20 protein-coding genes are annotated in these 24,172 nt (G+C 61.5%); 8 read left to right on the top strand and 12 right to left on the bottom strand.

The annotated features are described in order from the left end of the window. The first annotated feature begins 20 nt into the window (after nucleotides 1–20). Nucleotides 21–782, top strand: a complete 762-nt coding sequence (locus tag DET50_RS09420; protein WP_258546099.1) for a peptidoglycan binding protein CsiV — start codon at nucleotides 21–23, stop codon at nucleotides 780–782. On the opposite strand, the gene DET50_RS09415 is transcribed toward DET50_RS09420, so the two are convergent. From DET50_RS09415 to DET50_RS09400, 4 genes are all read right to left on the bottom strand, one after another. After that, nucleotides 757–1,545, bottom strand: coding sequence for an S-methyl-5'-thioinosine phosphorylase (locus tag DET50_RS09415; RefSeq protein WP_113862598.1), 789 nt, complete (start codon nucleotides 1,543–1,545; stop codon nucleotides 757–759). The genes DET50_RS09420 and DET50_RS09415 overlap by 26 nt on opposite strands. Continuing rightward, nucleotides 1,542–2,741: a mechanosensitive ion channel family protein gene (locus DET50_RS09410; protein ID WP_113862597.1), complete on the bottom strand. Its 1,200-nt coding sequence runs from the start codon at nucleotides 2,739–2,741 to the stop codon at nucleotides 1,542–1,544. The genes DET50_RS09415 and DET50_RS09410 overlap by 4 nt, the downstream gene beginning before the upstream one ends. A gap of 23 nt (nucleotides 2,742–2,764) precedes the next feature. Further along, on the bottom strand, nucleotides 2,765–3,265 hold the full coding sequence (locus tag DET50_RS09405; RefSeq protein ID WP_113862596.1) for a L,D-transpeptidase: 501 nt from the start codon (nucleotides 3,263–3,265) through the stop codon (nucleotides 2,765–2,767). Between the two features lie 61 nt (nucleotides 3,266–3,326). Further along, on the bottom strand, nucleotides 3,327–4,004 hold the full coding sequence (locus tag DET50_RS09400) for a TetR/AcrR family transcriptional regulator (RefSeq protein ID WP_113862595.1): 678 nt from the start codon (nucleotides 4,002–4,004) through the stop codon (nucleotides 3,327–3,329). A 123-nt stretch (nucleotides 4,005–4,127) separates the two neighbouring features. Between DET50_RS09400 and DET50_RS09395 the strand changes: the two genes are divergently transcribed. Beyond that, a complete protein-coding gene (locus DET50_RS09395; RefSeq protein WP_113862594.1) occupies nucleotides 4,128–4,739 on the top strand; it encodes a riboflavin synthase subunit alpha in 612 nt (203 codons plus the stop codon). Here the strand turns inward: DET50_RS09395 and DET50_RS09390 are convergent. From DET50_RS09390 to DET50_RS09375, 4 genes are all read right to left on the bottom strand, one after another. After that, a complete protein-coding gene (locus DET50_RS09390) occupies nucleotides 4,721–5,860 on the bottom strand; it encodes a class I SAM-dependent methyltransferase (RefSeq protein ID WP_113862593.1) in 1,140 nt (379 codons plus the stop codon). The genes DET50_RS09395 and DET50_RS09390 overlap by 19 nt on opposite strands. Before the next feature lie 131 nt (nucleotides 5,861–5,991). After that, on the bottom strand, nucleotides 5,992–7,038 hold the full coding sequence (locus DET50_RS09385; protein WP_113862592.1) for a class I SAM-dependent methyltransferase: 1,047 nt from the start codon (nucleotides 7,036–7,038) through the stop codon (nucleotides 5,992–5,994). 7 nt (nucleotides 7,039–7,045) lie between these two features. After that, a complete protein-coding gene (gene can, locus DET50_RS09380) occupies nucleotides 7,046–7,726 on the bottom strand; it encodes a carbonate dehydratase (protein ID WP_113862591.1) in 681 nt (226 codons plus the stop codon). Between the two features lie 66 nt (nucleotides 7,727–7,792). Then, nucleotides 7,793–12,679 carry an NAD-glutamate dehydrogenase gene (locus tag DET50_RS09375; protein ID WP_113862590.1) on the bottom strand — a complete coding sequence of 1,629 codons (4,887 nt, stop codon included), beginning with the start codon at nucleotides 12,677–12,679 and terminating at the stop codon, nucleotides 7,793–7,795. 160 nt (nucleotides 12,680–12,839) lie between these two features. Between DET50_RS09375 and DET50_RS09370 the strand changes: the two genes are divergently transcribed. From DET50_RS09370 to DET50_RS09345, 6 genes are read left to right on the top strand one after another with little or no spacing between them, the layout of a single operon-like run. Continuing rightward, nucleotides 12,840–13,802 carry an AAA family ATPase gene (locus DET50_RS09370; RefSeq protein ID WP_113862589.1) on the top strand — a complete coding sequence of 321 codons (963 nt, stop codon included), beginning with the start codon at nucleotides 12,840–12,842 and terminating at the stop codon, nucleotides 13,800–13,802. A 31-nt stretch (nucleotides 13,803–13,833) separates the two neighbouring features. Continuing rightward, nucleotides 13,834–14,781, top strand: a complete 948-nt coding sequence (locus DET50_RS09365; protein ID WP_113862588.1) for a DUF58 domain-containing protein — start codon at nucleotides 13,834–13,836, stop codon at nucleotides 14,779–14,781. Next, complete coding sequence (locus tag DET50_RS09360; RefSeq protein ID WP_113862587.1) at nucleotides 14,778–15,248, top strand: DUF4381 domain-containing protein; 471 nt, start codon at nucleotides 14,778–14,780, stop codon at nucleotides 15,246–15,248. The genes DET50_RS09365 and DET50_RS09360 overlap by 4 nt, the downstream gene beginning before the upstream one ends. Beyond that, the gene (locus tag DET50_RS09355; protein WP_113862586.1) at nucleotides 15,242–16,267 is read left to right on the top strand and encodes a vWA domain-containing protein; all 1,026 of its coding nucleotides are present in this window, start codon (nucleotides 15,242–15,244) and stop codon (nucleotides 16,265–16,267) included. The genes DET50_RS09360 and DET50_RS09355 overlap by 7 nt, the downstream gene beginning before the upstream one ends. Then, nucleotides 16,260–18,065, top strand: coding sequence for a VWA domain-containing protein (locus tag DET50_RS09350; protein WP_113862585.1), 1,806 nt, complete (start codon nucleotides 16,260–16,262; stop codon nucleotides 18,063–18,065). The genes DET50_RS09355 and DET50_RS09350 overlap by 8 nt, the downstream gene beginning before the upstream one ends. A 17-nt stretch (nucleotides 18,066–18,082) precedes the next feature. Beyond that, nucleotides 18,083–19,798, top strand: a complete 1,716-nt coding sequence (locus DET50_RS09345; RefSeq protein ID WP_258546098.1) for a BatD family protein — start codon at nucleotides 18,083–18,085, stop codon at nucleotides 19,796–19,798. Nucleotides 19,799–19,817: 19 nt separating this feature from the next. Here DET50_RS09345 and ccmI read toward each other — a convergent pair whose 3' ends face one another. From ccmI to DET50_RS09325, 4 genes are read right to left on the bottom strand one after another with little or no spacing between them, the layout of a single operon-like run. Further along, nucleotides 19,818–21,086, bottom strand: coding sequence for a c-type cytochrome biogenesis protein CcmI (gene ccmI, locus DET50_RS09340; RefSeq protein WP_113862583.1), 1,269 nt, complete (start codon nucleotides 21,084–21,086; stop codon nucleotides 19,818–19,820). Between the two features lie 51 nt (nucleotides 21,087–21,137). Beyond that, nucleotides 21,138–21,617 (bottom strand): cytochrome c-type biogenesis protein, encoded by a 480-nt coding sequence (locus tag DET50_RS09335; protein ID WP_404932732.1) that lies wholly within the window; start codon nucleotides 21,615–21,617, stop codon nucleotides 21,138–21,140. Beyond that, entirely contained in the window at nucleotides 21,617–22,153 is a 537-nt protein-coding gene (locus DET50_RS09330) for a DsbE family thiol:disulfide interchange protein (RefSeq protein WP_113862582.1), read from the bottom strand. The genes DET50_RS09335 and DET50_RS09330 overlap by 1 nt, the downstream gene beginning before the upstream one ends. Further along, nucleotides 22,150–24,153, bottom strand: coding sequence for a heme lyase CcmF/NrfE family subunit (locus tag DET50_RS09325; RefSeq protein WP_113862581.1), 2,004 nt, complete (start codon nucleotides 24,151–24,153; stop codon nucleotides 22,150–22,152). The genes DET50_RS09330 and DET50_RS09325 overlap by 4 nt, the downstream gene beginning before the upstream one ends. Between the last annotated feature and the right edge of the window lie 19 nt (nucleotides 24,154–24,172).

The raw sequence follows: 24,172 nt of genomic DNA, 5'->3' as shown, positions 1-24,172 counted from the left end.
TGATTCGGGGAGAGAATCCGTTGCAACCAACCGCGCTTTCAAGCAGTACCAAGGCAGCCCGCATCCTGGCCACACTCACACTGGCATTGCTGGCCCTGACCGCCCAGGCCCAGGATTCGGGCAACATTCCGGACGACTACTACCGTGCGGAATTTGTCATTCTTGAGCGCATCGTCGACCCCTCGGCGGTTGAAGAGCGTATGGGGGACCGGAAGGTAGAGCCCCCGATCCAGACCGACGAAGCGCTCTGGGTCGTTGATCGCAGTGGCAATGCCCAGACCACCCTGAATCTGGTCCCCCGCGGGGACCTGTACCTAAACTCGGCGGCCCAGCGGCTGGAAAACAGCGGCAATTACCGGGTACTGATGACCGCGGGCTGGTACGAAGCGTTCCCACCCGATTATAAGGGAGAGCCGCTCAGGGTTGAGCTAGGCGACTGGATCGACAGCGCTGGTCAACGGGAAATCGAGGGGCATATCACTATTGACCGCCAGCGCTATCTGCACGTGAAGGTCCACCTCAATCACTGGCAGCAGGGCACCAACTCGCCCGCCATGCAGCCCGCCCCGACTCCCGCTGACGGAGAAGATCCGCAGGACGGGGCCGAAAGCGACAGCTTCGTATCCCTCCAGCCACAGATGGCGCAGCCAGCTTCAAAGCCGCTGGAACTGGTGACCTGGATCCGCGAAACCCGCAGAATGCGCAGTGAGGAAGTTCACTTCCTGGATTCCCCGACCATCGGCGTCCTGGTGTTTTTCAGGAAGGTCGAGGCAACGGACTGAGTTGTCCGAGCTGAGCCATCGAGCTGGCAAGAATGGTCTTCACACCGGACATTCCCTGCTCGATGGCTTCTTCAATTTCTTCCATGGTAATGATGTGGTCGGATTTGCCCGCGGCCCAATTCACCACCAGCCCCAGACACACGTAACGCATCCCCAGTTCTGCCGCCAGTGCCGCTTCCGGCATACCGGTCATGCCCACCAGATCGCATCCATCCCGCTCCATGCGCCGGATCTCCGCGGCGGTTTCCAGCCTCGGACCCTGGGTAGCGCCATATACGCCAAAATCCGAGAACGGCACTGACTCCCGTTTTGCAGCATCGATCAGTGCCGTACGGGCGTCTGCGTCGTAGGGAAAGGTAAAGTCGATGTGGGTGACCGACTCCAGGTCGCCCTCGAAGAAGGTACTGCCCCGGCCCCAGGTATAATCAATGATCTGGTCAGGAATGACGACATGGGCCGGCCCCATGTCCCGGTGAATCCCGCCGACCGCGTTCACTCCCACCACCGTCCGGACACCCGCTTCATACAGCGCCAGGATGTTGGCCCGGTAGTTGACCTGATGGGGCGGAATCCGGTGCGGATTGCCATGCCGGGACAGGAAAATCACAGACTGTTCACCCAGCCTCCCCTCCACCAGGGGGGCCGAGGGTTCACCCCAAGGCGTGGAAACACCGGATTCACCGGTGATGGTGAGGCCAGAGAGCGTGGTCAGGCCGGTACCCCCAATGATACCGACCGGCGATGTGCTTGAAGCTGCAGTCATTCTGACGTCCTTTCGGATGATTCTTTACCGTTACCGGAGGCCGACTGCTCCCCCTCTAGCGCGCCACTCCCCCGTTCGCCATGGTCCTGGCCGGACAGACGGACACCATCCGGTAGATGCAGGGTTCGGGTCGGGAAGGCCACCTCGGCGCCGTAGCCCTCGATGATCTCGCTGATCCTGAGCAGCACATCCTGCTTGATCTCATGGAACCGGACCCATTCGGTGGTTTTGGTGAAGGTGTATACCATGATATCGAGGGATGAGCTGTTGAAAGCCACGAAATTGACGATCAGGGTCCGCTGGGTCTCAATCTCTTCGTGATTCTCCAGCATGGAGCGGATATCGGAGACGATATCCGCCATCTGGCTGACATCCGCATAGCGGATCCCGATGGTTTCATAGATCCGGCGGTTGTACATACGTGAGGGGTTTTCCACCGCAATGGTGGTGAACGCCGCATTGGGCACGTACAGCGGGCGCTGGTCAAAGGTGCGAATGGTCGTCACCCGCCAGCCGATATGCTCGACCGTGCCCTCGATATTCCTGTCTGGCGAACGGATCCAGTCACCCACCTTGAAGGGCCGGTCCAGGTGCACAATCATGCCCCCGAAGAAGTTGGCCAGCAGGTCCTTGGCGGCAAAACCCACGGCGATACCACCGACACCACCGAAGGCCAGCACCCCGGAAATGCTGTAGCCCAGGGTCTGCATGACAATCAGCACGGCGGTAATAATAACCACAGCCCGGGACAGCTTGCTCACCGCATTGACGGTGGTGTAGTCCATGGGCTTTTTCATCTTCATCGGAGAGACCAGAATCTGCTCGGCCTCCTTGATCATGCGCAGCAGCACCCACACCACGATCCAGATGAAGCCCAGCTCCAGCAGCTTCTGGTTGGCCTTGAAGATCTCGGCTTTGGAATAGTGGTGGGCCACCTCTGCGGCCCAGTACACGCCCTGAAGCCAGACAAAGGCAACCAGTGGCTTTCGGGCGGCGTGCAGCAGCGCGTCATCCCAGATGTTGCGGGTTTTGCTGAACTTGTTCTCGAGGGCCCGGATTATGTGGCTCACTACATAGGCCACAAAGGCGGTCCCAAAAACCAGCGCAAACACAATGATGCCGGTGCGCCAGCCCTCGGAGAGCAGCCCGTAACCCTTGATCCACTCGTTGATTGTTGTCAGCAGCTCTCCGATCATCGGATCCCTCGGATGAAAGATGGTTAAAGGATGACGACCCGCAGCCCGGCGCAAACCCGGTCGAACAACTCGATCACATCGGGATTGCGCATCCGGATGCAGCCGTGGGACCTGGGAACCCCCATGGGTTCGGTGTCCGGTGTGCCGTGAATGTATATGAAGCGACGGAAAGTATCGACCCCGGGACCCCGGTTTTTGCCGGGTTCCAGGCCGCACAACCAGATGATGCGGCTCAGGATCCAGTCCCGGTCGGGATGCGCCAGCGCAAGCTCCGGACTGAAGATTTCGCCTGTGGGGCGGCGGGCGCGGAACACGGTGTTTGCCGGCAGGCCCTGCCCCACCATGGCGCGGATATAATGTTCACCCCGGGGGGTGCAGCCGCTGCCATCCTGCTCCCCGGCTCCGTTCAGGGCGGTAGATACCGGATAGCTGGCAATGATATCGCCCTGATCATTCACCAGGGACAGGGTCTGGTCAGCAATGGAGACTGCCAGGTGATCGACGTTCTTGTGGGATTGGTTCAAAACCGGTCGGGCTCCGTATCCGGACTATTCCAGACCGGAAGCCTAACCGAGGGAGCTGAACTCAGGCAACCGAGACCCTGCTGCCTTTTGGCGGAACCAGCATGGCATCTTCGGCCTGCATGCCGGCAGCCAGGAAAGGTACCAGGCGCAGGGCGATTTCCTGGACCGAGGTTTCCACACCGGTTTTGTTCTGCAGGATGTCACGCAGGGCATCCGAACTGGACATGGTGAAGGCGGTTGCCCCCAGCATGAACTGGATGCGCCAGTAACGGTCCACGGCTGACAATTGCGGAGTTGCGGCCTTGAGCAGGCGCATGAAACGACTGAACGGGTCACCGTATTCCTGCTCCAGGAACTTGCGCAGATGGCCCTGGGACTGAGTATAGGCCAGCCCGAGCAGGCGCATGAAGATGGAGATGCCCTTCTCGTTCCTCTGAGGCATCCGCACGGCACTTTCAGTCAGGGCCCAGAGGGTCTGGTTCAGGGTCGGGGGCTGATCGCCGCAACTTTCTTCGAGTTCGTCGAACGCCTGTTCCAGGGTCGCGGAAAACGGCGTGAGGAATCGGGCAAAGACCGCATGGATCAGCGCGTTCTTCGAACCAAAGTGGTAATTGACAGCAGCGAGGTTTACTTTAGCCTTACTGGTGATCATACGGAGGGAGGTTTCGGAAAACCCCCGCTCGGCAAACAGCTCCTCGGCTGCGTCAAGAATCCGGTCTACGGTATCAGATTGCGCCATCTTGTTGTCGGTGCCTCTAGCGTACGTCTGTTTTAAACATACGTTTGAAGCCAATTTGTGTCAAGTTTGTTATCCTTCTGCTTCCCGCCACAGTGCACAGATCCAAAAGCCGAGAGGTAGTCTATGTTCACAGGAATTGTCCAGGGTATCGCCACCATCGAAGAAGTCACCGCCCGTCCGGGGCTGAGCACACTGGCGGTGCGACTCCCTGAAGACAAGGTCGCGGGTGTGACCATCGGCGCCTCCGTAGCCATCAATGGCACCTGCCTGACCGTCACCCGCCAGGAAGGCGCAACCCTGTACTTCGATGCCATGCAGGAGACCCTGCGACTGACCACCCTGGGAAACCTCGAGGCAGGCGACGCCGTCAACTTCGAGCGGGCAGCACGGATCGGCGACGAGATCGGCGGCCACCTGCTGTCAGGGCATGTGCACACCACTGCCAGGATCGTGGAGATCGAGCGCCCGGAGAACAATGTCACGATCTGGTTTGAAGTGCCGCAGGAATGGACCCGTTACATCTTTCCCAAGGGCTACATTGCGATCAACGGCGCCAGCCTGACCATCGGCGAGGTCCGCGACAACCGCTTCAACGTGCATCTGATACCGGAAACCCTGAGGGCCACCACCTTTGGCACGGCGGAGATTGGCGACCGGGTCAATATCGAAATCGACAGCCAGACCCAGACCATCGTCGACACCTTGGCACGCCTGGGTTACGACCGGCCGGCCTGAAACACCACGAACCTGGGATCGGCATCCAGCTGACGGACCTTTGAGAAATCGCGTTTCAGGGTCCGGTGGTAGCCCAGGTGCCGGTTGCCCACCATCAGCAAACGACCACCAGGGGCCAGATGTCGTGAAGCCTGCCGGAACAGCCGAAGGGCAATATGGTCTCCGACCACGCCACCCTCGTGGAACGGCGGGTTGAGCAGGATCAGATCAAACGTCCCGGATTCATCGGGGATACCGTCGGCGTGATAAAAGGTGGCCTTACTGTCCGGAAATGCCTGGCTGACATTATGCCGGGTGCTCAGCACAGCCTGGCTGGACACATCGGCAAAGGTCAGGCTCAGTTCCGGCCTCACCGACAGGGCCTGCAGCCCGAGCACGCCGTTGCCGCAGGCAAGATCCAGCACCCGGGCACCGGCACCGAGCGCCGTCACGGCTTCGGTGACATGAGGCAACAGCAGTCGGGTGCCGATGTCCAGCTTCTCCCGGGCGAACACCGCCGGCAGCGCGTCCACCCGGACGCCATTGGCCAGGACATAACCTTTCCATAAAGCCGGCCAGTCACTCAGGCTTGCCGCGCCCCGGCTGCACACCACCACCCGCGCTTTCTTGCGGGCGGGCAGCACCTCTTCGGTCACCACTGCCTCGGCAAAGACATCGACGCTTCGATCCGGCAGGTGCTTGATCATGCCACCGGCCAGGATTCTGCCCTGCCCTGCCAGTACTCCGTTGAGCCAGCGCAGCAGCCACGCCAGATAGTCCGCCTGGCGCGGGATCCGCAACACCACGAGATCAAAGGGGCCGGCAGGTGGATCCTGCCAATTGGCAGGCTGCGGCAAACCGTTTGCCGACGCGTTGGCGCTGGTGTTCAGTGCCAGTGCTTCGGTCAGCCCGGCATTATCCGCCACCAGTGCCGGGGAGAATCGCATAAGCCCCAGGGACAGGGCGCCGAAATGGTCATCCACGACAAGCACCCTGGCATCAGGCCGCCCCTGGAGAATCGTGGCTGCCGTTTCCAGCAACAGCTCATCGGCCGCATCCCAGGCCCTGAGCGACTTGTCGCCGCCGCCGGGGCGGGCAAGGAACAATGGACCATCGGGCGTCTGGAGCTTTGCGCTTGTCATTTCGGGCTATCCGGAGAGGTGTTTCATGAGGGCGCCTATTCTAGGCTGTTTATTCTAGAAATTAACCGTAGAGTTCGAAGCGTTCATGCCATTTACCTTTGCCCCTCACCCCAGGGGCTTTTTTTTTATTTTCAGCGGCGGAACGCGCGATAGACCGTAAACCGACGGGTTTGCTCCAGTCGCTCCGCAGTGCCGACATGGCGCTGGATCAGTTCCCCGTAGGGCAGGAAGCTGTTTGCCACCAGCCGCAATTCGCCACCGGGTTCCAGGTGAGAGGCTACCTCCCGCAGGAATCGTTCGGTCATGGAGGTATCGGTCCGTACCCCGGTGTGAAACGGCGGATTGGTAACGATGGCGGGCCACTTTCCCTGCACACCCGACAGGCCATCCGATGCCTGGATATCTCCGGTACAGCCATTACGCCGATAGGTTGCGCGGGCACAGATAACCGCCTGCGACTGGACATCGAGACCATCTACCGTGGAAGTGGCCAGATCCGCCTGCCGTTGCCAGCCCTGAAGCCAGCTGCCGATCACCCCGGCACCGCAGGCAAAATCCAGTACCCGGCTGGCCCTGACGGGCTCTCTGGCGAGGGTGTCCAGCAACAGGGCCGTTCCCTCATCCAGTTCACCGAGGCTGAAGACCCCTGGCATACCGGCCACTTCGATGCTGACACCGGCATGTTCTATCGATGTCCAGGTAATCCAGTCCGCCAATTCGAACTGATGGGACGGCGCTTCCACCTCTGCGCTCCACACCTGGCAATGGCGGGCGCTGTCCACCTTGCCGGCATCGGGTAGCCTGGCCCTGAGCTGCTTGACTGCGCCGGCGATACCTTCTTTCTTCTCGCCGACCAGGATCAACCGGGCACCGGCCCTGGCCAGCCATAGTGCCAGGGCCAGCCGAAAATCCAGTTCCGCACGCGCCTTGGGCAGGAAAACCACGATCGTGTCGAGAATGGCGTGCTGGAGACCGGGGTCGTCATAGCCGAAACAGCTCTGCCAGCCGGGCACGCCGCTCAAGGCGCTGTAGACGCCGGCATGCTCACTCATGGCAAGACCATGGTCGCCGACCAGGGGCAGTACCGACGGGTCGGTCACCCCGAGCAGGCCAACCGTGCCGGCCAGCAGGTCACGGTTGCGCAGCAATGCCTCATGGGAATTGGGAAGAGAGGACATGAAGCGATCAGGCCAGTTTCTGACGACCGGCACGGACCGGGCGCTGAACCAGCTCCTCGACCGCAGTCTGCCGGACCTGGTCCCGCTCTTCCTCGTTGGAGATGGACAGCCCCATGTCCCGGAGCAGGCCATCGGCCACGTCATAGACAAAACCGTGTACGGTCAGGGGCTGCCCGCGACGCCAGGCTTCCTGGACGATGTTGTTCTGGCAGACGTGCCCCACCTGTTCCACCACATTCAGCTCGCACAGGCGGTCGATCCGGTCCGGCTCACTGGTGATCGCATCCAGGGTGGCCTGGTGGCGGTCACGCACGTCCTGGACATGGCGCAGCCAGTGACTGATCAGGCCAAAGCCCTCGTTCCGCAGGGCTGCACGGACACCGCCACAGCCATAGTGGCCCACCACCAGAATGTGTTTCACCTTGAGCACCTCGATGGCGAATTGCAGCACCGACAGGCAGTTGAAGTCGGTGTGCACCACCACGTTGGCCACATTGCGGTGAACGAAGAGTTCACCGGGCAGCAGATCGACAATCTGGTTGGCCGGTACCCGGCTGTCGGCGCAGCCGATCCAGAGATATTCCGGCGCCTGCTGATTGGACAGGCGGTCGAAAAACTTGGGATCGACGGACTTGATGCCGTTGGCCCAGGCCCGGTTCTTGTCCAGCAGATGATCTAGCTGCCCCATGCAAACAACTCCCGTATCTGACAAAAGTGCCGGAATTGAAAGCGAATCACTGTCGAAACGCAATACTCAGTTGGTCTCAACCTCGATTTCACCCTGGGGCTGGTGGATCGTGCTCTGGGCCAGATCCAGCAATTCCCGCAGCGCGACCGAGAACATCGCGTACTCTGGCTCCCGGGTACTCTTGAGCTCTGCAAGCATGGATTTCCACCGATCAATCAGCTGTTCATGCTGCTGCATCCAGCTTTCCACGCAGGCGGGCACATCCGTCGGCTTCTCTGCCAGCTTCAGCACCCCGGTGGTCAGGGCCCGCTGCTGCCAGTCCAGATCTTCCCGGAAGCTCTCCCGGGCCAGCGCCTCCCAGTGGGAAACCGGCTTCAGATCAGCAATGGCAGTGGCAAACCAGGTCAGGTCGAGCCGGTCGCCCAGCTCGAAATAAAGGTTGGCCACGGTCTTCAGGGGCATGCCGGTAGCCTCCTTGGCCTCGATGATACCCAGGGACGAATACAGGTAACCGGTGCCGGAGACCACCGACGCCAACTCTTTAGGCAGGCCCGCCTCGACCAGATTGGTGTGGCGCTTCTCCCAGGCCTGGCGAGCCTGCTCACCCAGGTAGTCCGGCAGGCCGGCGGTAATGGCCCAGACGCTGTCGGCAAACCGTTCCATATGGCTCTGGATGCTCATTTCGGCCCGACGGTTGCGCAGCAGCCAGCGGACGGACCGACGCATCAGCCGCATCAGGTCCTGCATCAGCTCCATCTGCAGTCTGGCCGGAATATGGAAGTCCTCTGCCTCGATCCTGTCCCACCAATTATCGATGCGGAACACATCCCGCGCGATAATCCATGCCAGGGCAATGGAGGCGGCGTCGGCACCGGTAGACTGGTTCAGGCGCTCCACGAAGGTGATGCCCATGTGGTTGACCATGTCATTGGCAATCTGTGTGGCGATGATCTCCCGCCGCAGCTGGTGCTCACCCAGCTCCGAGCTGAACTGCTGGGTCAGGGCCCGGGGGAACACCTTGTACATTTCGCCCGCCAGCAGCGGCTCGTCCGGCAAGGTGCTGTCGATCAGGGTCTGTTTCAGATCCCCTTTGACATAGGAGATCAGCACCGACAGCTCCGGCCGGGTCAGCCCCTTCTTGTCGAGCTTGCGCTCGGACAGGGTCTCATCGTCCGGCAGGAACTCCAGGGCCCGGTTGAGCTTGCCTTCACTCTCGAAGGTATTCATCAGCCGGCGGTATTCCTCGAGGCGAGTGGCGGCATCCTCGCTGGCGATACTGATGGCCTGGGTCTGGCGGTAGTTGTTCTTCAGAACCAGCGCCGCGACATCGTCGGTCATTTCCTCCAGCATCACGTTCCGCTGCTTCTCGGTGAGATCACCGACAGCCACAGCCCGGTTGAGCAGGATCTTCATGTTGACCTCATGGTCCGAGCAATCCACACCACCGGAGTTGTCGATGAAGTCGGTATTCAGGCGGCCGCCCTTGAGGGCGTAATCGATGCGGCCCAACTGGGTCAGACCCAGGTTGCCGCCCTCACCCACTACCTTGCAGCGCAGCTCGGAGCCGTTGATCCGCAGGCCATCGTTGGCCTTGTCGCCGACATCCGTGTTGGATTCGGAGCTGGCCTTCACGTAGGTTCCGATGCCACCCACCCAGAGCAGGTCCACCTGGGCCTTGAGGATGTGGGAAATCAGCATGTTGGGTGGCACTCGATCGGCCTTGATACCCAGCAGCTTTTTCATTTCGGGGCTGACCGGAATCGACTTGGCGTTCCGGCTGAACACACCGCCGCCCTTGGAAATCAGCTTGGTATCGTAATCGGTCCAGGCTGACCGGGGCATTTCGAACAGGCGCTTGCGCTCCCGGAAACTGGCCTCGGCATCCGGATTCGGGTCGACGAAAATGTGAATGTGGTTGAACGCCGCAACCAGCCGGGTCTTCTCCGAGCAAAGCATACCGTTGCCGAATACATCGCCGCCCATATCGCCGATGCCGATCGCGGTGAATTCGTCCAGTGCCGGGTTGATGCCCATCTCCCGGAAATGGCGTTCCACCGACACCCAGGCACCCCGGGCAGTAATGCCCATCTTCTTGTGGTCATAGCCGTTACTGCCCCCGGAGGCGAAGGCGTCGCCCATCCAGAAGCCATATTCCGCCGCCAATCCATTGGCAATATCGGAGAAGGTGGCGGTGCCCTTGTCGGCGGCCACAACCAGATAGTGATCGTCCTCATCGTGCCGGATCACCCGCTCCGGCGGCTTGATCCCGGCATCCACCAGGTTATCGGTGATATCCAGCAGGCCCCGGATGAAGGTCTTGTAGGCCGCGATACCCTCGGCCTGGAAGGCTTCCCGATCCGAAGGATCCGGCAGTCGTTTGGCCACGAAACCACCCTTGGCACCCACGGGCACGATCACCGCGTTCTTCACCTGCTGGGCCTTGACCAGGCCAAGGATCTCGGTGCGGTAATCCTCGAAACGGTCAGACCAACGCAGGCCGCCACGGGCGACCTTGCCACCCCGAAGGTGGACACCCTCGACCCGAGGCGAATAGACGAAGATCTCGAACATGGGCAGCGGCAGCGGCATGTCCGGAATTCGGGAGGGGTCAAACTTCACACTGATGTAGGATTTCGGCTTGCCGTCGGCATCCAGCTGGAAGTAATTGGTACGCAGGGTAGCCTGCATCAGCTCCAGATACAGACGCAGCACCCGGTCTTCACTGAGGTTGTCGACCTCGTCCAGTCCGGCGCTGAACTCAATCTCCAGTTTCTGCTGGGCCGCTTCGCTCTTGCCCCTGCTTTGATAGCGCTCCGGATTGAAGCGGATGTCAAAAAGATCCAGCAAGGTCCGGGTCAGGTGGACATGGTTGACCAGGGTATTGGAGATGAAGGTCTGGCTGTTGGAGAACCGGATCTGGCGCATGTAACGGGCATAGGTCCGCAGCAGGGCAATCTCGCGCCAACTCATGTAGGACGACAGCAGCAGTCGGTTGAAGGCGTCGTTTTCCGCCTCACCGTGCCAGACCCGACGGAACAGTTCCTCGAAAATCGGACGGATACGGTGGATGTCCACCACTTCTCCGGTGTGGGCCTGCAGGGTGAAATCGTGGATCCAGACCGATTTACCGTGGCGGTCGAGCACCTCGAACGGGTGTTCACCAATCACCCGGAAACCCAGGTTATCGAAAATCGGCATCACGTCCGACAGCGGCAGCGGTTCATCGGGATAGAACAGCTTGAAATGGAGGGTGCTCTCATCCTCCTCCAGGGCCCGATAGAAGCTCATGGCCAGGTCATCGCTATCGGCTGCGGCAGCGATGTGGTCCAGATCGATGGCGGCCCGGCGCGGCGAGAACATATCGGTGTAACTGGCCGGGAAGCCACCGGCCCAGAGCCGGTAGAACTCGTTGCCGCGCTCCTCGCCATAGGCTTCGCTGAGCGCCTCGTAAAGGCCGTCGCGCCAGGACTGGGCCAGATCAATAACCTTCTCCCGGATCTCCGCGATCGGCAACTGGCGGTTTTCCACCTGGGGCACCCGGATGGTGAACTGCACCCGGGCCAGGACCGACTCGGAGAAGTGGGTAACGAACTCGATATCCTCGGCTTCCAGGGTCTCGAACAGCACCTGCTCCACCTTCAGGCGCAGCTCGGTGTTGTAGATGTCCCTCGGAAAGAAGGCCAGGCAGGTGACAAACTGGCCATAGACATCCTCGCGCATGAACAGCTCGATGCGCCGGCGCTCCTGGATATACAGGATGTTCTTCGCCACCCGGAGCAGCTCATCGGTCTCGATCTGGAACAGCTCATCCCGTGGATAGAGGGTCAGGATCTGCTCCAGCTCCTTGCCGGCGTAATCGTCCCGCAGGAAGCCGGAACGTTTCATCACGCTCTGGAACTTCCGGCGCAGCAACGGAATCTCGTCGGGCCGCTCGTTATAGACCCGGGCGGTGTACAGCCCCAGAAAACGACGCTCACCGACCACATCGCCTTTGTCGTTGAATTTCTTGACCGCGATGTAGTCCGGGTAGGCCGGGCGATGCACCCGCGAGCGCTGGGCGGACTTGGCGAAGATGAAGATGTCGTCGGTGCGGGTCATCTCGTGACGGGTGCGCTGGGGCAGCTCGTTCAGGCGAACCCGGTCCGGGCGCTCGTTGTTGACCCGCAGGATACCCAGCTCAGAGTTGGCGACCCGGCGAACGACAGTACCGCTCTTGTCCTTCACGTAATCGTATTCGTCATAACCGAGAAAGGTGAAGTGGTCCTGAACCAGCCAGTTCAGAAAGGCCCTCGCCTCTTCCTTTTCTTCGTCGCTGATACCGGCGGTGGTGTCGTCCAGCTCGCCGATAATCCGGTTGACTTTGTCAGTCACCACATTGAAGTCCGAGACCGCGATCCGTACCTCGTGCAGTACGGTCTGCAGAGCTTCCTCAATCTCTTTCAGGTCTGCCGGATTGCTGTGCCGGTCAATCTCCAGAACGATAAAGGCTTCGTACTCGGCTCCGGAGCCACTCTTCTTGGTGGAATGCAGCTTCTTGAGCTTGCCGTCCTTGTCACGGTCCACCTGCAGGATCGAGTGCTGGATGGAATGGGTACCGATTTCCCGCTGGTTGATGGCGATCCGCAGGGAATCGATCAGGAACGGAATGTTCGGATGCAGGATGAAAATGACCGTGTGGGTGGACTGCCAGCCATCACTTTCAAGATCCGGGTTGAATACCGCCACCGGGGTCTCGTCGGCACTCCGCTTCTGCAGGAACTGCCAGGCGGCCAGGATGGCACCGTAGGTATCCGAGAATCGTCGACTCACTAACTCTTCAAGAGGAATGTGCGCGTAATGCTGCTTCGCAAATTCACTGATTTTTTTCGCCTCTGTCTTCGCAATCTTCTGGGAAAACGCATCAGCGAGTTGCTCAAAAAACTGTTCCTTGCTGGCCACAGTCAGCGCGTTCATGATTTACCTCTGGTCAGTGTGAAATAAACGTAATCGACGTATCGTCACATAAGCATAGTCAAACCCTTGATTTTTGCCGTCCAGATGCGAAAACTGCGGCAACTACTTACGAACAATACAGTTCCTTGACGGGACATGGATAAGGGAGCAGTTACATCCAATGTCACTACAGCATACGTTCGGGGAGTTAAGGTCACAGTTAGCCAAAAGGATCATTGGCCAGGAAAAACTGGTGGACCGGCTGCTCATTGCCCTGCTGGCGGATGGCCATCTGCTGGTGGAAGGGGCGCCCGGGCTGGCCAAGACCACCGCCATCAAGGCCCTGGCGGATCACCTCGAGGGGGACTTCCACCGCATCCAGTTCACCCCGGACCTGTTGCCGTCGGACGTCACCGGCAGTGAGATCTACCGCGCCGAGACCGGGCAGTTCGAATTCCAGAAAGGACCGATCTTCCACAACCTCGTGCTGGCCGACGAAATCAACCGTGCCCCTGCCAAGGTGCAGTCCGCCCTGCTCGAAGCCATGGGTGAGCGGCAGGTCAGCGTCGGCCTGAAGACTTTCCCGCTGGACAAGCTGTTCCTGGTGATGGCCACCCAGAACCCTATCGAGCAGGAGGGCACCTACCCGCTGCCTGAAGCCCAGCTGGACCGTTTCCTGATGCATGTGGTGATTGACTACCCCTCCGCCGAAGCCGAAAAGGCCATCCTGCACCTGGCGAGGAACGATTACCGCCAGGGACTGCCAAAGACGGAAACCCGGATCAGTGCCGAGCAGGTCTTCGCGGCCAGGGCCGAGGCGGCAGATATCTACATGGCCGAACCGGTTGAGCAATACCTGCTGGCCCTGGTGCTGGCAACCCGGGATGCCGCCAGCCTGGATCCGGAACTGGCCCGCTGGACCGCTTTCGGCGCCAGCCCCCGGGGTACCATTGCCCTGGACCGGTGTGCCCGCGCCAATGCCTGGCTGGATGGCCGTGACTATGTCACTCCGGATGACGTCCGGGCCATGGCCTTTGACGTGCTCCGGCACCGGATCCTGCTGACCTTCGAGGCCGAAGCCGAGGGCATGACGCCAGACGCGGTCATCGCGCGGCTGATCGACCGGGTTCCGGTCGCCGCCTGAGGTTCCATATCCCTGTGCAAGACCAGACACCATGGTAAGCAGTCAAGCCACCACACACATCAACCTGCCCGACCTGATCCGGTTGCAGGCCGATGCCCGGGCCCTGAAACTGCGTTCCGCGCGACCGGTCCGCTCCCGGCAGGCGGGCCTTCAGCGCTCGCCGCAACGGGGGCGCGGCATGGCCTTTGCCGAGGTGCGCCAGTACCAGCCGGGCGATGACATCCGTAGCATCGACTGGCGGGTTACTGCCCGAAGGCAATCCCCGCACACCAAACTGTACGAGGAGGAACGGGAGCGGCCCGTGCTACTGCTGTGCGATCTGGGACCCAGCCTGTTCTTCGCCAGTACCGGCGCCTACAAGCAGGTCCGTTGCGCCCAGGTGGCAGCGATCCTGTCCTGGCTGGCCCTCTGGGCCGGAGACCAGGTTGGCGGAATCGTGTTCAATGGTGAGAAGCTGGAAGTGCTTCGCCCGGCCCGCCGCAAGAAATCGGTGCTGCGGTTGCTCGACTCCCTGGCGGAACAGCAGCACAAACCCGACCGGAACGGCGGGCTGCCCACCTCCGGCATGGATAACGGGCCCTGGCTCGATCAGGCCCTGGCCGAAGCCCGTCGGGTTGCTCATACCGGCAGCCGCATCTTTGTACTGAGCGATTTCCTGCAAATCTCGGAGGATACCGCCTCCCTGCTCGGCGCCCTGGCACGCCACAATGTCGTCAACGCCATCCGGATTGTGGACCCGCTCGAGCAACAGTTGCCCGATAGTGGTCGGTTTGCGGTCGCCGGTCCGGACGGTCCGATCTGGTTCGATGCCGGCAACCCCCGTTTTCAACAAGCCTGGCGGGAACGCATTACGGCTCACCAAACACGGCTGGCGTCCTGTTTCCGCACCGCCGGTGTGGCTTCCGCCATGGTTTCGACCGGAGAGGATCCAGCGTCAGTGCTGAAGTCCCTGCTCGGGCCAAGGGGACGGATCGGATGAACCCACAGGATCCTCTGAGCCAACTGCGCGACATCCATCTTCCTGCCACCGGCGGTTTCTGGCCACCGGCCCCGGGCTGGTGGGTGCTTGCCGCGCTGGTTCTGGTTGTCCTTGCGCTGGTAGTGATAGCCTTGCTTCGCCGCAGGCGACGCAATCGCTGGCGCCGGCAGGCCATCCGAGCCCTGACCGACCTGGAGCGAAAATCGGAACCAACACCTGCCTGGTTCACCTCTCTCAACACCCTGCTCAAGCAGGCAGCGAGGGAATGCCACCCGGAGAGTCAGCCTCAGGCCCTCAGCGGCAACGCCTGGGTGGATTTCCTGATCGACACGACGCCAGAAGGGCAGTCTCCTGAACGACACCGGCTCGAGGCGATGGTCCATGCCGCCTGGCAGCCGAGGGTACAGGCCGATCCCGGTGAAGCCATCCGGTTTGCCCGCCACTGGCTGGGAGGGCAGAAATGCTGAGCCTGGCCTATCCCTGGGTGCTGGTTATCGCCCTGCTCCCGCTGTTGATCCAGTGGCGCCGACCGGCCCGCAGGCAGGTGGACGCCCCGGTCCTGCCCACCGGACATTGGCTGTCCGGTTTGCCCGGTGTCAGTCGCCAGGGCAGCGGCAGCCCCTGGTGGCGCAAGCTGATGCTCGCTCTGCTATGGCTTCTCCTGGTCCTGGCGCTCGCGCGACCCCAGTATGTGGGCGAGCAGGTGCAGCTACCCGTTACCGGTCGTGACCTCATGCTTGTGGTCGATATTTCCCCCTCCATGGACGAGCGGGACATGGTGATCCAGGGCCGGAGCATTAACCGCCTGCAGGCGGTCAAACACGTGCTGAATGATTTCATCTCGCGGCGCAAGGGCGACCGTCTCGGCCTGATCCTGTTTGGCACCGAGCCTTACGTCCAGGCGCCACTGACCTTCGATCTGGAGACCGTGCGCACCCTGATGCAGGAATCGGGGCTGGGCATGGCAGGCCGGGCCACGGCTATCGGTGATGCCATCGGCCTGGCGGTAAAACGCTTGCGGGACCGCCCCCAGGAACAGCGGGTCGCCGTGCTTCTCACCGACGGTGCCAATACCGCAGGGGAGATCAGTCCGGACAAGGCCACGGAAATTGCCGCCGCCGCGGGCGTCAGGCTGTATACCATCGGGATCGGCGCCGACACCATGGTCCAGCGTGGCCTGCTCGGCTCCCGACGGGTAAATCCGTCGAGGGACCTGGACGAGGGTCTGCTCACCCGGATGGCGCAAGCCACCGGAGGCCAGTATTTCCGGGCCCGCAGCCTGCCCGAGCTGGAAATGATCTATGAAAGCATCAACCAACTCGAAGCCATCGAACTGGAGGGCAAATTCTACCGTCCGGTGGCCGAGTTGTTTGTCTGGCCGACGGGCCTTGCGACCGGCCTGTGGCTGATTGTCGGCCTGGCAAGCTTCATCACCCGACGCCGCCAATCCCGCGCAGAACCAGCGGAAGGAGCGGAGCATGGCTGATTTCCATTTCCTTCGCCCGCTCTGGTTGCTGCTGCTTTTCTCAGTGCCGATGCTTGTGGTGATACTCCGCAACGCAGGCCACGGCGACAGCGGCTGGTCACGGCTGATTCCCGCCCCACTACTTTCGCCTTTGATCCGTTCCGGGGGACAGCAGAAAGGCAGGGGTGGCTCTCCCCTTGTTCCGGTCTCCCTGGCGCTGGTGATACTGGCGGTTGCCCTGGCCGGCCCGGCCTGGCGGGAAGCACCCACGCCCCTGAAACAACCGGGAGACAGCCTGGTCATGGTGCTGGACCTGTCGCTGTCCATGCTCGCCACCGATGTGGAACCCGATCGCCTGACCCGGGCCAAACGCAAGATCCGGGATATCCTCGGGGCCCGGGAAGGCAGTCTCAACGGTCTGGTGGTCTATGCTGCCGATGCCCACGTGGTCACACCACTGACCGATGACACCCGTACCATTGAAGCCATGCTCGACGTACTCCACCCCACCATCATGCCGGCCCAGGGTAACCGCGCCGATCTGGCAGTCACCCGGGCAACGGAACTTCTGCAACAGGGAGCGCCAGGCAAAGGCAGGATCCTGCTGATCACCGATGATGTCCGGGAGGGGTACCTGCCCGGAATCACCCACGCCCTGGCAGGCACGCCTTACACCCTGAGCACCCTGATGGTCGGTACCGAGGGTGGCGGCCCTATTCCCCTGGCCAAACGGGGCTTCATGCGCGAAAACGGGGAGATCGTGATTACCCGGGCCGATCCCGGCGCACTTTCCGGTGTGGCCGCAGAAACCGGCGGCTCCTTTCACCCGCTGACCCTGGATGACACCGATATCGAGGCACTGAAACTGACGCCGGAAGACAGCGAAGACTGGCAATCTGCCGATTCGGACCAGACCGTGAATCGCTGGCAGGATGACGGTTACTGGCTACTCTGGCTCGCGCTCCCGCTTCTCCTGCTGGGCTGGCGCCGGGGCGGGTTCGCGGTGCTTACCCTGCTGGTCCTGCCCCTGATGCCTGAACCGGCCCAGGCTGCAAGCTGGGACAGCCTCTGGCAACGGGAGGATCAGCGGGCGCCGGAGCTGATCCGCGAGGATCCCGAGCAGGCCGCCCGTGAACTCGAAAGCCCGTCCTGGCGGGCCCCCGCTCTCTACCGCTCCGGTGAATATGAACAGGCCGCCAAACTGTATGAATCCCTGCCCGGACCGGCGGCGGATTACAACCGCGGCAATGCCCTGGCCCGGGCGGGCAAGCTCGAACAGGCACTCGAAGCCTACGAGAACGCTCTCGCGCAGGCACCGGAGATGGAGGACGCCCGCCACAACCGGGATCTGGTGGAGCAGCTGATTGAACAGCAGCAACAGCAACAGCAACAGCAACAGAACCAGCAGGGCCAGGGCGACAGCCAGCAACAACAGAACCAGAATTCCGAGGGCGGCAGCCAGGACAACCCGTCGCAGCAAAGCGATGACCAACAAGCGGGGCAACAGCCTTCGCCTTCCGGAGAGGACCCATCCGGCCAATCGGACAGCCGCCAGAATAACGGTCAGGGCGAGCAGGAATCGGACCCCGGGCAGCCGAAGCAGGATTCGGGTACGGGCCAAAAGGGAGAGTCCGGAGAACAACAGAACGGGCAACAGGCACAAGCCCCGGCCGAGATCTCGGAAACACCCCTGACCCAGGGGCAGGAACAATGGCTCAGGCGCATTCCCGACAATCCAGGGGGCCTGCTACGCCGGAAGTTCCTGCAGCAATACCAGGAACGTCAGACACCACCCGCTGAAGGCGATACACCATGGTAAAACGGATATTGGCAACGATGACCGGATTATGGCTGCTGCTGGCGCTGGCCTTCCCGGCCTGCGCCGGTGAGCTGTCCGTGGAGCCGGACCGCAAGCAGCTTTATGAAGGCGAGGTTCTGACTGTCACGGTCAAGGGCACCATGGAGCTGGACATTAACCTCAGCAACCTGTTCGAGTTCGATCTGTCCCAGCTGCCCGCGCCCGATATCGAAAAGGTCGAGCCGGATTTCGAGATCCTCGCCCGCAACCAGCAATACAGCATCCGTACCGTCAACAGCCAGATGATCGGCGAAATCACCTGGACCTACCAGCTGGCTCCCACCCGGACCGGCGAACTCACCATTCCGGAACTCACCTTCAGGGATGCCACCTCGAAGCCGGTAACCATTGATGTCATCTCGGGCTCCGGGCCGGACCAGGGCCCCGAAGTCCGGGACAGCTTTGTCGAGCTGTCGGCGGACAAGGCCGAGGTCTACGTTCAGGAGCAACTGACCCTGACCGTTCGCCTGTTCTTTTCCGGCAACCTGATCCGGGGTGAGCTGTCCGAGCCGGAACATCCCCATGCCATCATCGAGAGCCTTGGCAAACAGCAGGAGTATACCCGGTACCGGGACGGCGTTCGCTACCGGGTCGTTGAACGGCGTTATGCGGTGTTTCCGCAGAGGACCGGCGAGCTCGATCTGCCCCCCATCCGGTTCGAGGGCCAGGCACGTACCCAGGAAGGCAAGCTACGATTCCTCAGGGACAGCGAGGAGTTCTTTGCCGTCCCGGTAAAGCCCGTACCGGACGAATTTACCGGCGACACCTGGCTTCCCGCCAGCGACCTGTCCCTGGCGGAGAGCGGCCTGCCGCCGACCCTGGAAGTAGACCTGGGTGAGAACCTGACCCGCCGGATTACCCTGAAAGCCAGTGATCTGCCTTCGGAGGCCCTGCCGCCACTACCCGAGGACACGCCTCCAGGAATCCGTGCCTACCCCGACCAGCCGCAGAGAAGTACCCAGATGACGCCCGAGGGACTGACCTCCACCCTCGAACAGACCATCGCGCTGGTTCCGGTGCGAGCCGGTGAGATGACCTTGCCGGAAGTCCGGATTGCCTGGTGGGACACCGACACCGATAGCCAGCAGGTCGCGGTGATTCCTGCCCGGACCCTGTCAGTCACCGATACCGGTGCTGCCGCCGTGCCACCCTCCCCCGAGCCACCGGCGGACGATTCCGGAACCACCGGCATGGCCACCGGGCCGGAGCCTGGCACTTCCCAGGAAGCAACCGTCTCGATCTGGGCCTGGGTCAGTCTGGCTCTGGTCATCGCCTGGGCTGCCACTGCCGCTGGCTGGTGGAGGTCACGAAAGAATGGCCAGGGATCGAACAGACCGCCCGCATCCCATGAGGTCGACAGCAATGAGCGGGCACTATTTGACGAACTCATCATCGCCGCCAGGAAGGGATCTGCGGAAACACCCCACTACCTGATCCGGTGGATGCAGCACCGACACCCGGATCGGTTGTTCCAAACCGCCGGGGATGTTGTGAAGTTTCTGGGAGATGACACCCTGGCCGCCGAACTTGAACGCCTGCAGGCGGACCTGTTTGCAGGGAAAGGTAAGGCTGAATCCGGTTTGGCAGAGCGGAAGGCTTTGGTCAGGGCCCTGGAAAAGATTCGGCGCGGGAAAGCCCGGACCACCCGGGAGGACGGCCTGCGCCCCCTTTACCCGGATAATCTGTCGCCCTGACCAGCGCCGGCTGCCCGAATCAGTTAGTCAGTTGCTGGTCGATGACCAATCGGACCGGATCAGCATCCTCGCCGGATACGACGACGGGCTCATCGACACTGCCCTGCCAATCACCGGCTTGGGCCGAAACACTGCCCGAGCGGCTCAGGCGGGCCGTGACCAGCACCTCATCAGCACTGGAAATTTTCGCCCGCGGTGACATGGAGTTGCCATCGTCCAGCCGCAGGGTCACCGGCAGATCGCCGGCGGTCAGGCGCGCGACGGCCAGTGGCGGTCCACTCGAGTTACCGGCTTCACGGGCAAACACGAACAAGGTCGTGTCCGCCGGCACCTGGTCCCGGAAAGCATCCGCCAGGGACACCTCGACGGTCACACCGGGACCGCCCGCATCGGCGGGGGCCTGAACCTCGGGCGGCGTTTCACCCAGACGGTTATAGGCTTCGTTGATGCCGCCCCGGATCGAGGCGATCTGGGGGTGGTCCGGCGCCACGGTCACGATCCGCTCCCAGTATTCAATGGCCTCGCGGTAATTCTGTTGACTGAAGGCATTGATGCCGAGCAGCCCCAGGGCGTTGACTTCGTCCGGGTTCAGGGCACGGGCCTTGCGGATCGCCTCGGTGACAGCTTCTGTCATCGCGCCCTGACTGTCGAAGAACAGCGCCTGCGCGGAAAGACCCAGCGCCACCGACTCTGCCTGATCGTTATCCTGCACCACCTTGGCGAGCTGACGGAATGCCCAGGCGGCCTCCTGGTATTGTTCCAGGCGCATGTAACTCTGCCCCAGCATGGCCCAGCCATCGGGGTTATCGGGGGCGGCCTCGAGCCTGTCCCGCAACTGCGCCACCAGATCCGTCATCTGTGCCTGACGGCCGGCATCGGTCTGTTGCATCTGTTGCATGGCAATATATTGTTCAACCCGATCCATGGCGCCCCATTCCTGGTACAGGTAATAGGCTGCACCGGGCAATACCAGAACCGAGACCAGGGCCACCGCAATGGCACTCTTGCGACCGGGCACCACGGAGCGGGGCTGCTCTGATTCGGGAACATCGTCGAGCATGGAGCCCGCCAGCTCCTCTTTCAGCTGTCGGTAGTTGTCCTCATCCAGAATACCGGCTTCGAACTCATCATCGAGCTCTTTCATCCGGGTCCGGTACGCCATCAGGTTCTGGTTACGGATATCCGCCCGGGCTCGGGCATTGGAACGTTGGAACAGCACCGGGAAAAGCACAAAAGCCAGGGCGATAATGATCAGTACCGTCGCGGCAATCCAGAAAGTATTGGTCATGAAAATGTCGTCACTGCATGGGAAATGGGTTCGGTCGGTTCAGGCATCCGCTCAGCTGTCGCTGGTGTTGTCCTGCCCCTTCAGAATCTGTTCTGCGCGTGCACGTTCCTCAGCACTAAGGCCTGCTGCCTGGCGCTCAACGCGCCGGGCGCGGATGACCACGCCGGCAACCACCAGCAGCCCGCCAAAGACGGCGATGGCCGGTGTCGCCCATAACAGGAAGGTTCGGCTGTCCAGTTCCGGCTTGTAGCGGACAAACTCGCCAAACCGCGCGACCAGCGCATCAACGATCTCCTCGTTGCTGGCACCGGCTTGCATCATTTCGTACACCTCGTTACGCATATCCTGGGAGATGGGCGCGTTGGAGTCGGCGATATTCTGGTTCTGGCACTTCGGGCACCGCAACTCTGCAATCAGGTTCTGATAACGCACTTCCTGTTCGCGGGTATCAAAATCATAGACGGCGGCGACTTCCGCCTGTACCAGGCCTGCAGTCAGCGCGAACAGAGCCGCCAGTATAAATCGCATCATCAGCTATTACCCCGCGCTTCTTCGATCACCGGCAGCAGCGTTTCTTCCCACACTTTCGGGTTGACCACACCGACATGGCGGTACCGGACCACGCCTTCGGCATCGATCACGAAGGTCTCCGGGGCTCCGTAAACGCCCAGGTCGAAGCCCAGGATACCCTTGGGGTCATAGATGGTTGTCTGGTAGGGATCGCCCAGGCGCTCGAGCCAGACGAGGGCATCCTCACGCTTGTCCTTGTAGTTCAGTCCGATAATGTTGATGCCTTTGTCATTCGCCAGCCACATCAGGTCATCGTGCTCATCGCGGCACGACGGACACCAGGTCCCCCAGACATTGAGCAGGGAAATCTCGCCCCGGAACAGGCTGCGGTCCAGAGTTGCCGACGGATTGTGCAGGTCCGCCAGGGTAAACTCGGGTACCGGTTTGCCGATCAGGGCAGACTCGAGTTTGGTCGGGTCCTTACCGATACCGGCGAACAGCACCACGCCCAGCACCAGGGCTACCAGCAATGGCAGGAACAGCAGGAAGCGCTTCATGACAAGGCCTCCGCTTCACCTTTAACCCCACCAGCAGGCCGGGTGCTCTGCGGAACCCGCTCATCGGCGCGGTCCCGGATCCGGTAGCGCTTGTCGGAGATGGCCAGGAAACCACCGATCGCCATCACCAGCGCGCCGAGCCAGAGCCAGCGCACCAGGGGCTTGTACTGCAGGCGTATGGCCCAGGCATCCTCTGTGAGACGTTCACCGATCGCCACGAAGATATCCCGGAACAGGCCGGCATCGATATCCGCCTCGGTCATCACGCTCATGCCTACGCTGTACTGGCGCTTTTCCGGATGCAGCTCGGCAACCTTCTCGCCATCGAGCATCACATCAAAGCCGCCATACTGGGCGGTGAAGTTCTGACCACGGCGCTCACCAATGTCAGTGAACACGAACTGGTAGTCGCCCACGGTGGCGACGTCGCCCGGTGTCATCCGGACATCCCGTTCGATGCCATAGTTTGAAACCACTGTGGCACCGGCCATCACCATGGCAAGCCCCAGGTGCCCCAGAATCATCCCCCAGTAACTGCGGGATTGCCGCTTCAGGCCGTGGAGGCGGCCCTTTCGGGAGGAGGATTTATCCCACAGGTCCCAGAGGGTGGCTACGGTCACCCACATGGCGGCAAAGACACCGGCAAACGCCCAGGGCTTGAATCCGCCATAGCCGATGACCACGGCGGTGCTGGCCAGGATACTGACGGCAAGTGGCCACAGCAGCTTACGACCAAGCCAGCCGCCATCGGTCTTCTTCCAGCGGGAAAAGATACCGGCACCCAGAAGCAGGCCGGCCGCCACTGCCAGCGGGCTGAAGGTGAGATTGAAGAACGGCTCGCCAATAGACAGCTTGCCCATCTCCAGGTAATCCAGGACCAGCGGATAGAGGGTACCGATCGCCACCAACAATGTGGCCGATACCAGCAACACGTTGTTCAACAGCAGAAAGATTTCGCGGGACAGCGAACCATAGCGGGCGCGGACGTGCACCACGGGGGCCCGGAAAGCATACAGAGTCAGGCTCGCAATCACGGTGATCGCGAGCAACATGAGCAGGAACTTGCCCCGCTCCGGATCGGAGGCAAAGGCATGAACCGAGGTCAGAACGCCGGAGCGCACCAGGAAAGTGCCCAGCAGGCTCAGGGCAAAGGTGACAATCGCCAGCAGCACGGTCCAGCTCTTGAACACACCGCGCTTCTCGGTGACCGCCAGCGAATGCATCAGCGCGGTGCCGGACAACCAGGGCAGCAGGGACGCATTCTCGACCGGATCCCAGAACCACCAGCCGCCCCAGCCGAGTTCATAGTAGGCCCACCAGCTCCCGAGCGCGATGCCGATCGAGAGGAACGCCCAGGCCACCGTAGTCCAGGGTCGGGACCAGCGTGCCCAGGCAGCATCCAGACGGCCGTTGATCAGTGCGGCGATGGCAAAGGCAAAGGCAACGGAGAAGCCGACATAGCCCATATACAGCATCGGCGGGTGCATGATCAGGCCGATGTCCTGCAGCAAGGGGTTGAGGTCCGCGCCGTCAGCCGGGACGTTGGGCAACAGACGGTCGAAGGGGTTGGAGGTGATGATGATAAACAGCAGGAAACCGACAGAAACCATACCCAGTACCGAAAGCACCTGGGAAATCATCACCGTGGGCAGGCGCCGGCTGAAAATCGCCACTGCCATAGTCCAGCCTGACAGCATCAGGATCCACAGCAGCAGCGAGCCCTCGTGGCCACCCCACACGGCACTGAACTTGTAGAACCAGGGCAGCATGCTGTTGCTGTTGTTGGCCACGTAGGCCACTGAAAAGTCATCGGTCAGGAAGGCATGGGTCAGCAGGCCGAAGGCCATGGCAATAAACACAAACATGCCCGACGCCAGAGGCCGGGCGAATGCCTGGAGATTGTCCCGGCCGGTCACCGAACCGACCAGGGGCACGACGGAGAGGAGCACTGCCAGCAACAGCGCAAGAATCAGTGCAAACTGTCCGAGTTCCGGAAACATCAGAATCCCCTATTCAGGC

It is taken from the genome of Marinobacter pelagius (assembly GCF_003315345.1).
Lineage (GTDB): Bacteria > Pseudomonadota > Gammaproteobacteria > Pseudomonadales > Oleiphilaceae > Marinobacter > Marinobacter pelagius_A.
Note: the sequence above shows the minus strand (reverse complement) of the source record. Positions and strands in the feature narration are given on the sequence as shown.

Coding starts and splice junctions, on each gene's coding strand:
- DET50_RS09415 (WP_113862598.1), bottom strand. CDS start 1,545: ATGACTGCAGCTTCAAGCACATCGCCGGTCGGTATCATTGGGGGTACC.
- DET50_RS09410 (WP_113862597.1), bottom strand. CDS start 2,741: ATGATCGGAGAGCTGCTGACAACAATCAACGAGTGGATCAAGGGTTAC.
- DET50_RS09400 (WP_113862595.1), bottom strand. CDS start 4,004: ATGGCGCAATCTGATACCGTAGACCGGATTCTTGACGCAGCCGAGGAG.
- DET50_RS09395 (WP_113862594.1), top strand. CDS start 4,128: ATGTTCACAGGAATTGTCCAGGGTATCGCCACCATCGAAGAAGTCACC.
- DET50_RS09390 (WP_113862593.1), bottom strand. CDS start 5,860: ATGACAAGCGCAAAGCTCCAGACGCCCGATGGTCCATTGTTCCTTGCC.
- DET50_RS09385 (WP_113862592.1), bottom strand. CDS start 7,038: ATGTCCTCTCTTCCCAATTCCCATGAGGCATTGCTGCGCAACCGTGAC.
- can (WP_113862591.1), bottom strand. CDS start 7,726: ATGGGGCAGCTAGATCATCTGCTGGACAAGAACCGGGCCTGGGCCAAC.
- DET50_RS09375 (WP_113862590.1), bottom strand. CDS start 12,679: ATGAACGCGCTGACTGTGGCCAGCAAGGAACAGTTTTTTGAGCAACTC.
- DET50_RS09370 (WP_113862589.1), top strand. CDS start 12,840: ATGTCACTACAGCATACGTTCGGGGAGTTAAGGTCACAGTTAGCCAAA.
- DET50_RS09365 (WP_113862588.1), top strand. CDS start 13,834: ATGGTAAGCAGTCAAGCCACCACACACATCAACCTGCCCGACCTGATC.
- DET50_RS09360 (WP_113862587.1), top strand. CDS start 14,778: ATGAACCCACAGGATCCTCTGAGCCAACTGCGCGACATCCATCTTCCT.
- DET50_RS09355 (WP_113862586.1), top strand. CDS start 15,242: ATGCTGAGCCTGGCCTATCCCTGGGTGCTGGTTATCGCCCTGCTCCCG.
- DET50_RS09350 (WP_113862585.1), top strand. CDS start 16,260: ATGGCTGATTTCCATTTCCTTCGCCCGCTCTGGTTGCTGCTGCTTTTC.
- DET50_RS09345 (WP_258546098.1), top strand. CDS start 18,083: ATGACCGGATTATGGCTGCTGCTGGCGCTGGCCTTCCCGGCCTGCGCC.
- ccmI (WP_113862583.1), bottom strand. CDS start 21,086: ATGACCAATACTTTCTGGATTGCCGCGACGGTACTGATCATTATCGCC.
- DET50_RS09335 (WP_404932732.1), bottom strand. CDS start 21,617: ATGATGCGATTTATACTGGCGGCTCTGTTCGCGCTGACTGCAGGCCTG.
- DET50_RS09330 (WP_113862582.1), bottom strand. CDS start 22,153: ATGAAGCGCTTCCTGCTGTTCCTGCCATTGCTGGTAGCCCTGGTGCTG.
- DET50_RS09325 (WP_113862581.1), bottom strand. CDS start 24,153: ATGTTTCCGGAACTCGGACAGTTTGCACTGATTCTTGCGCTGTTGCTG.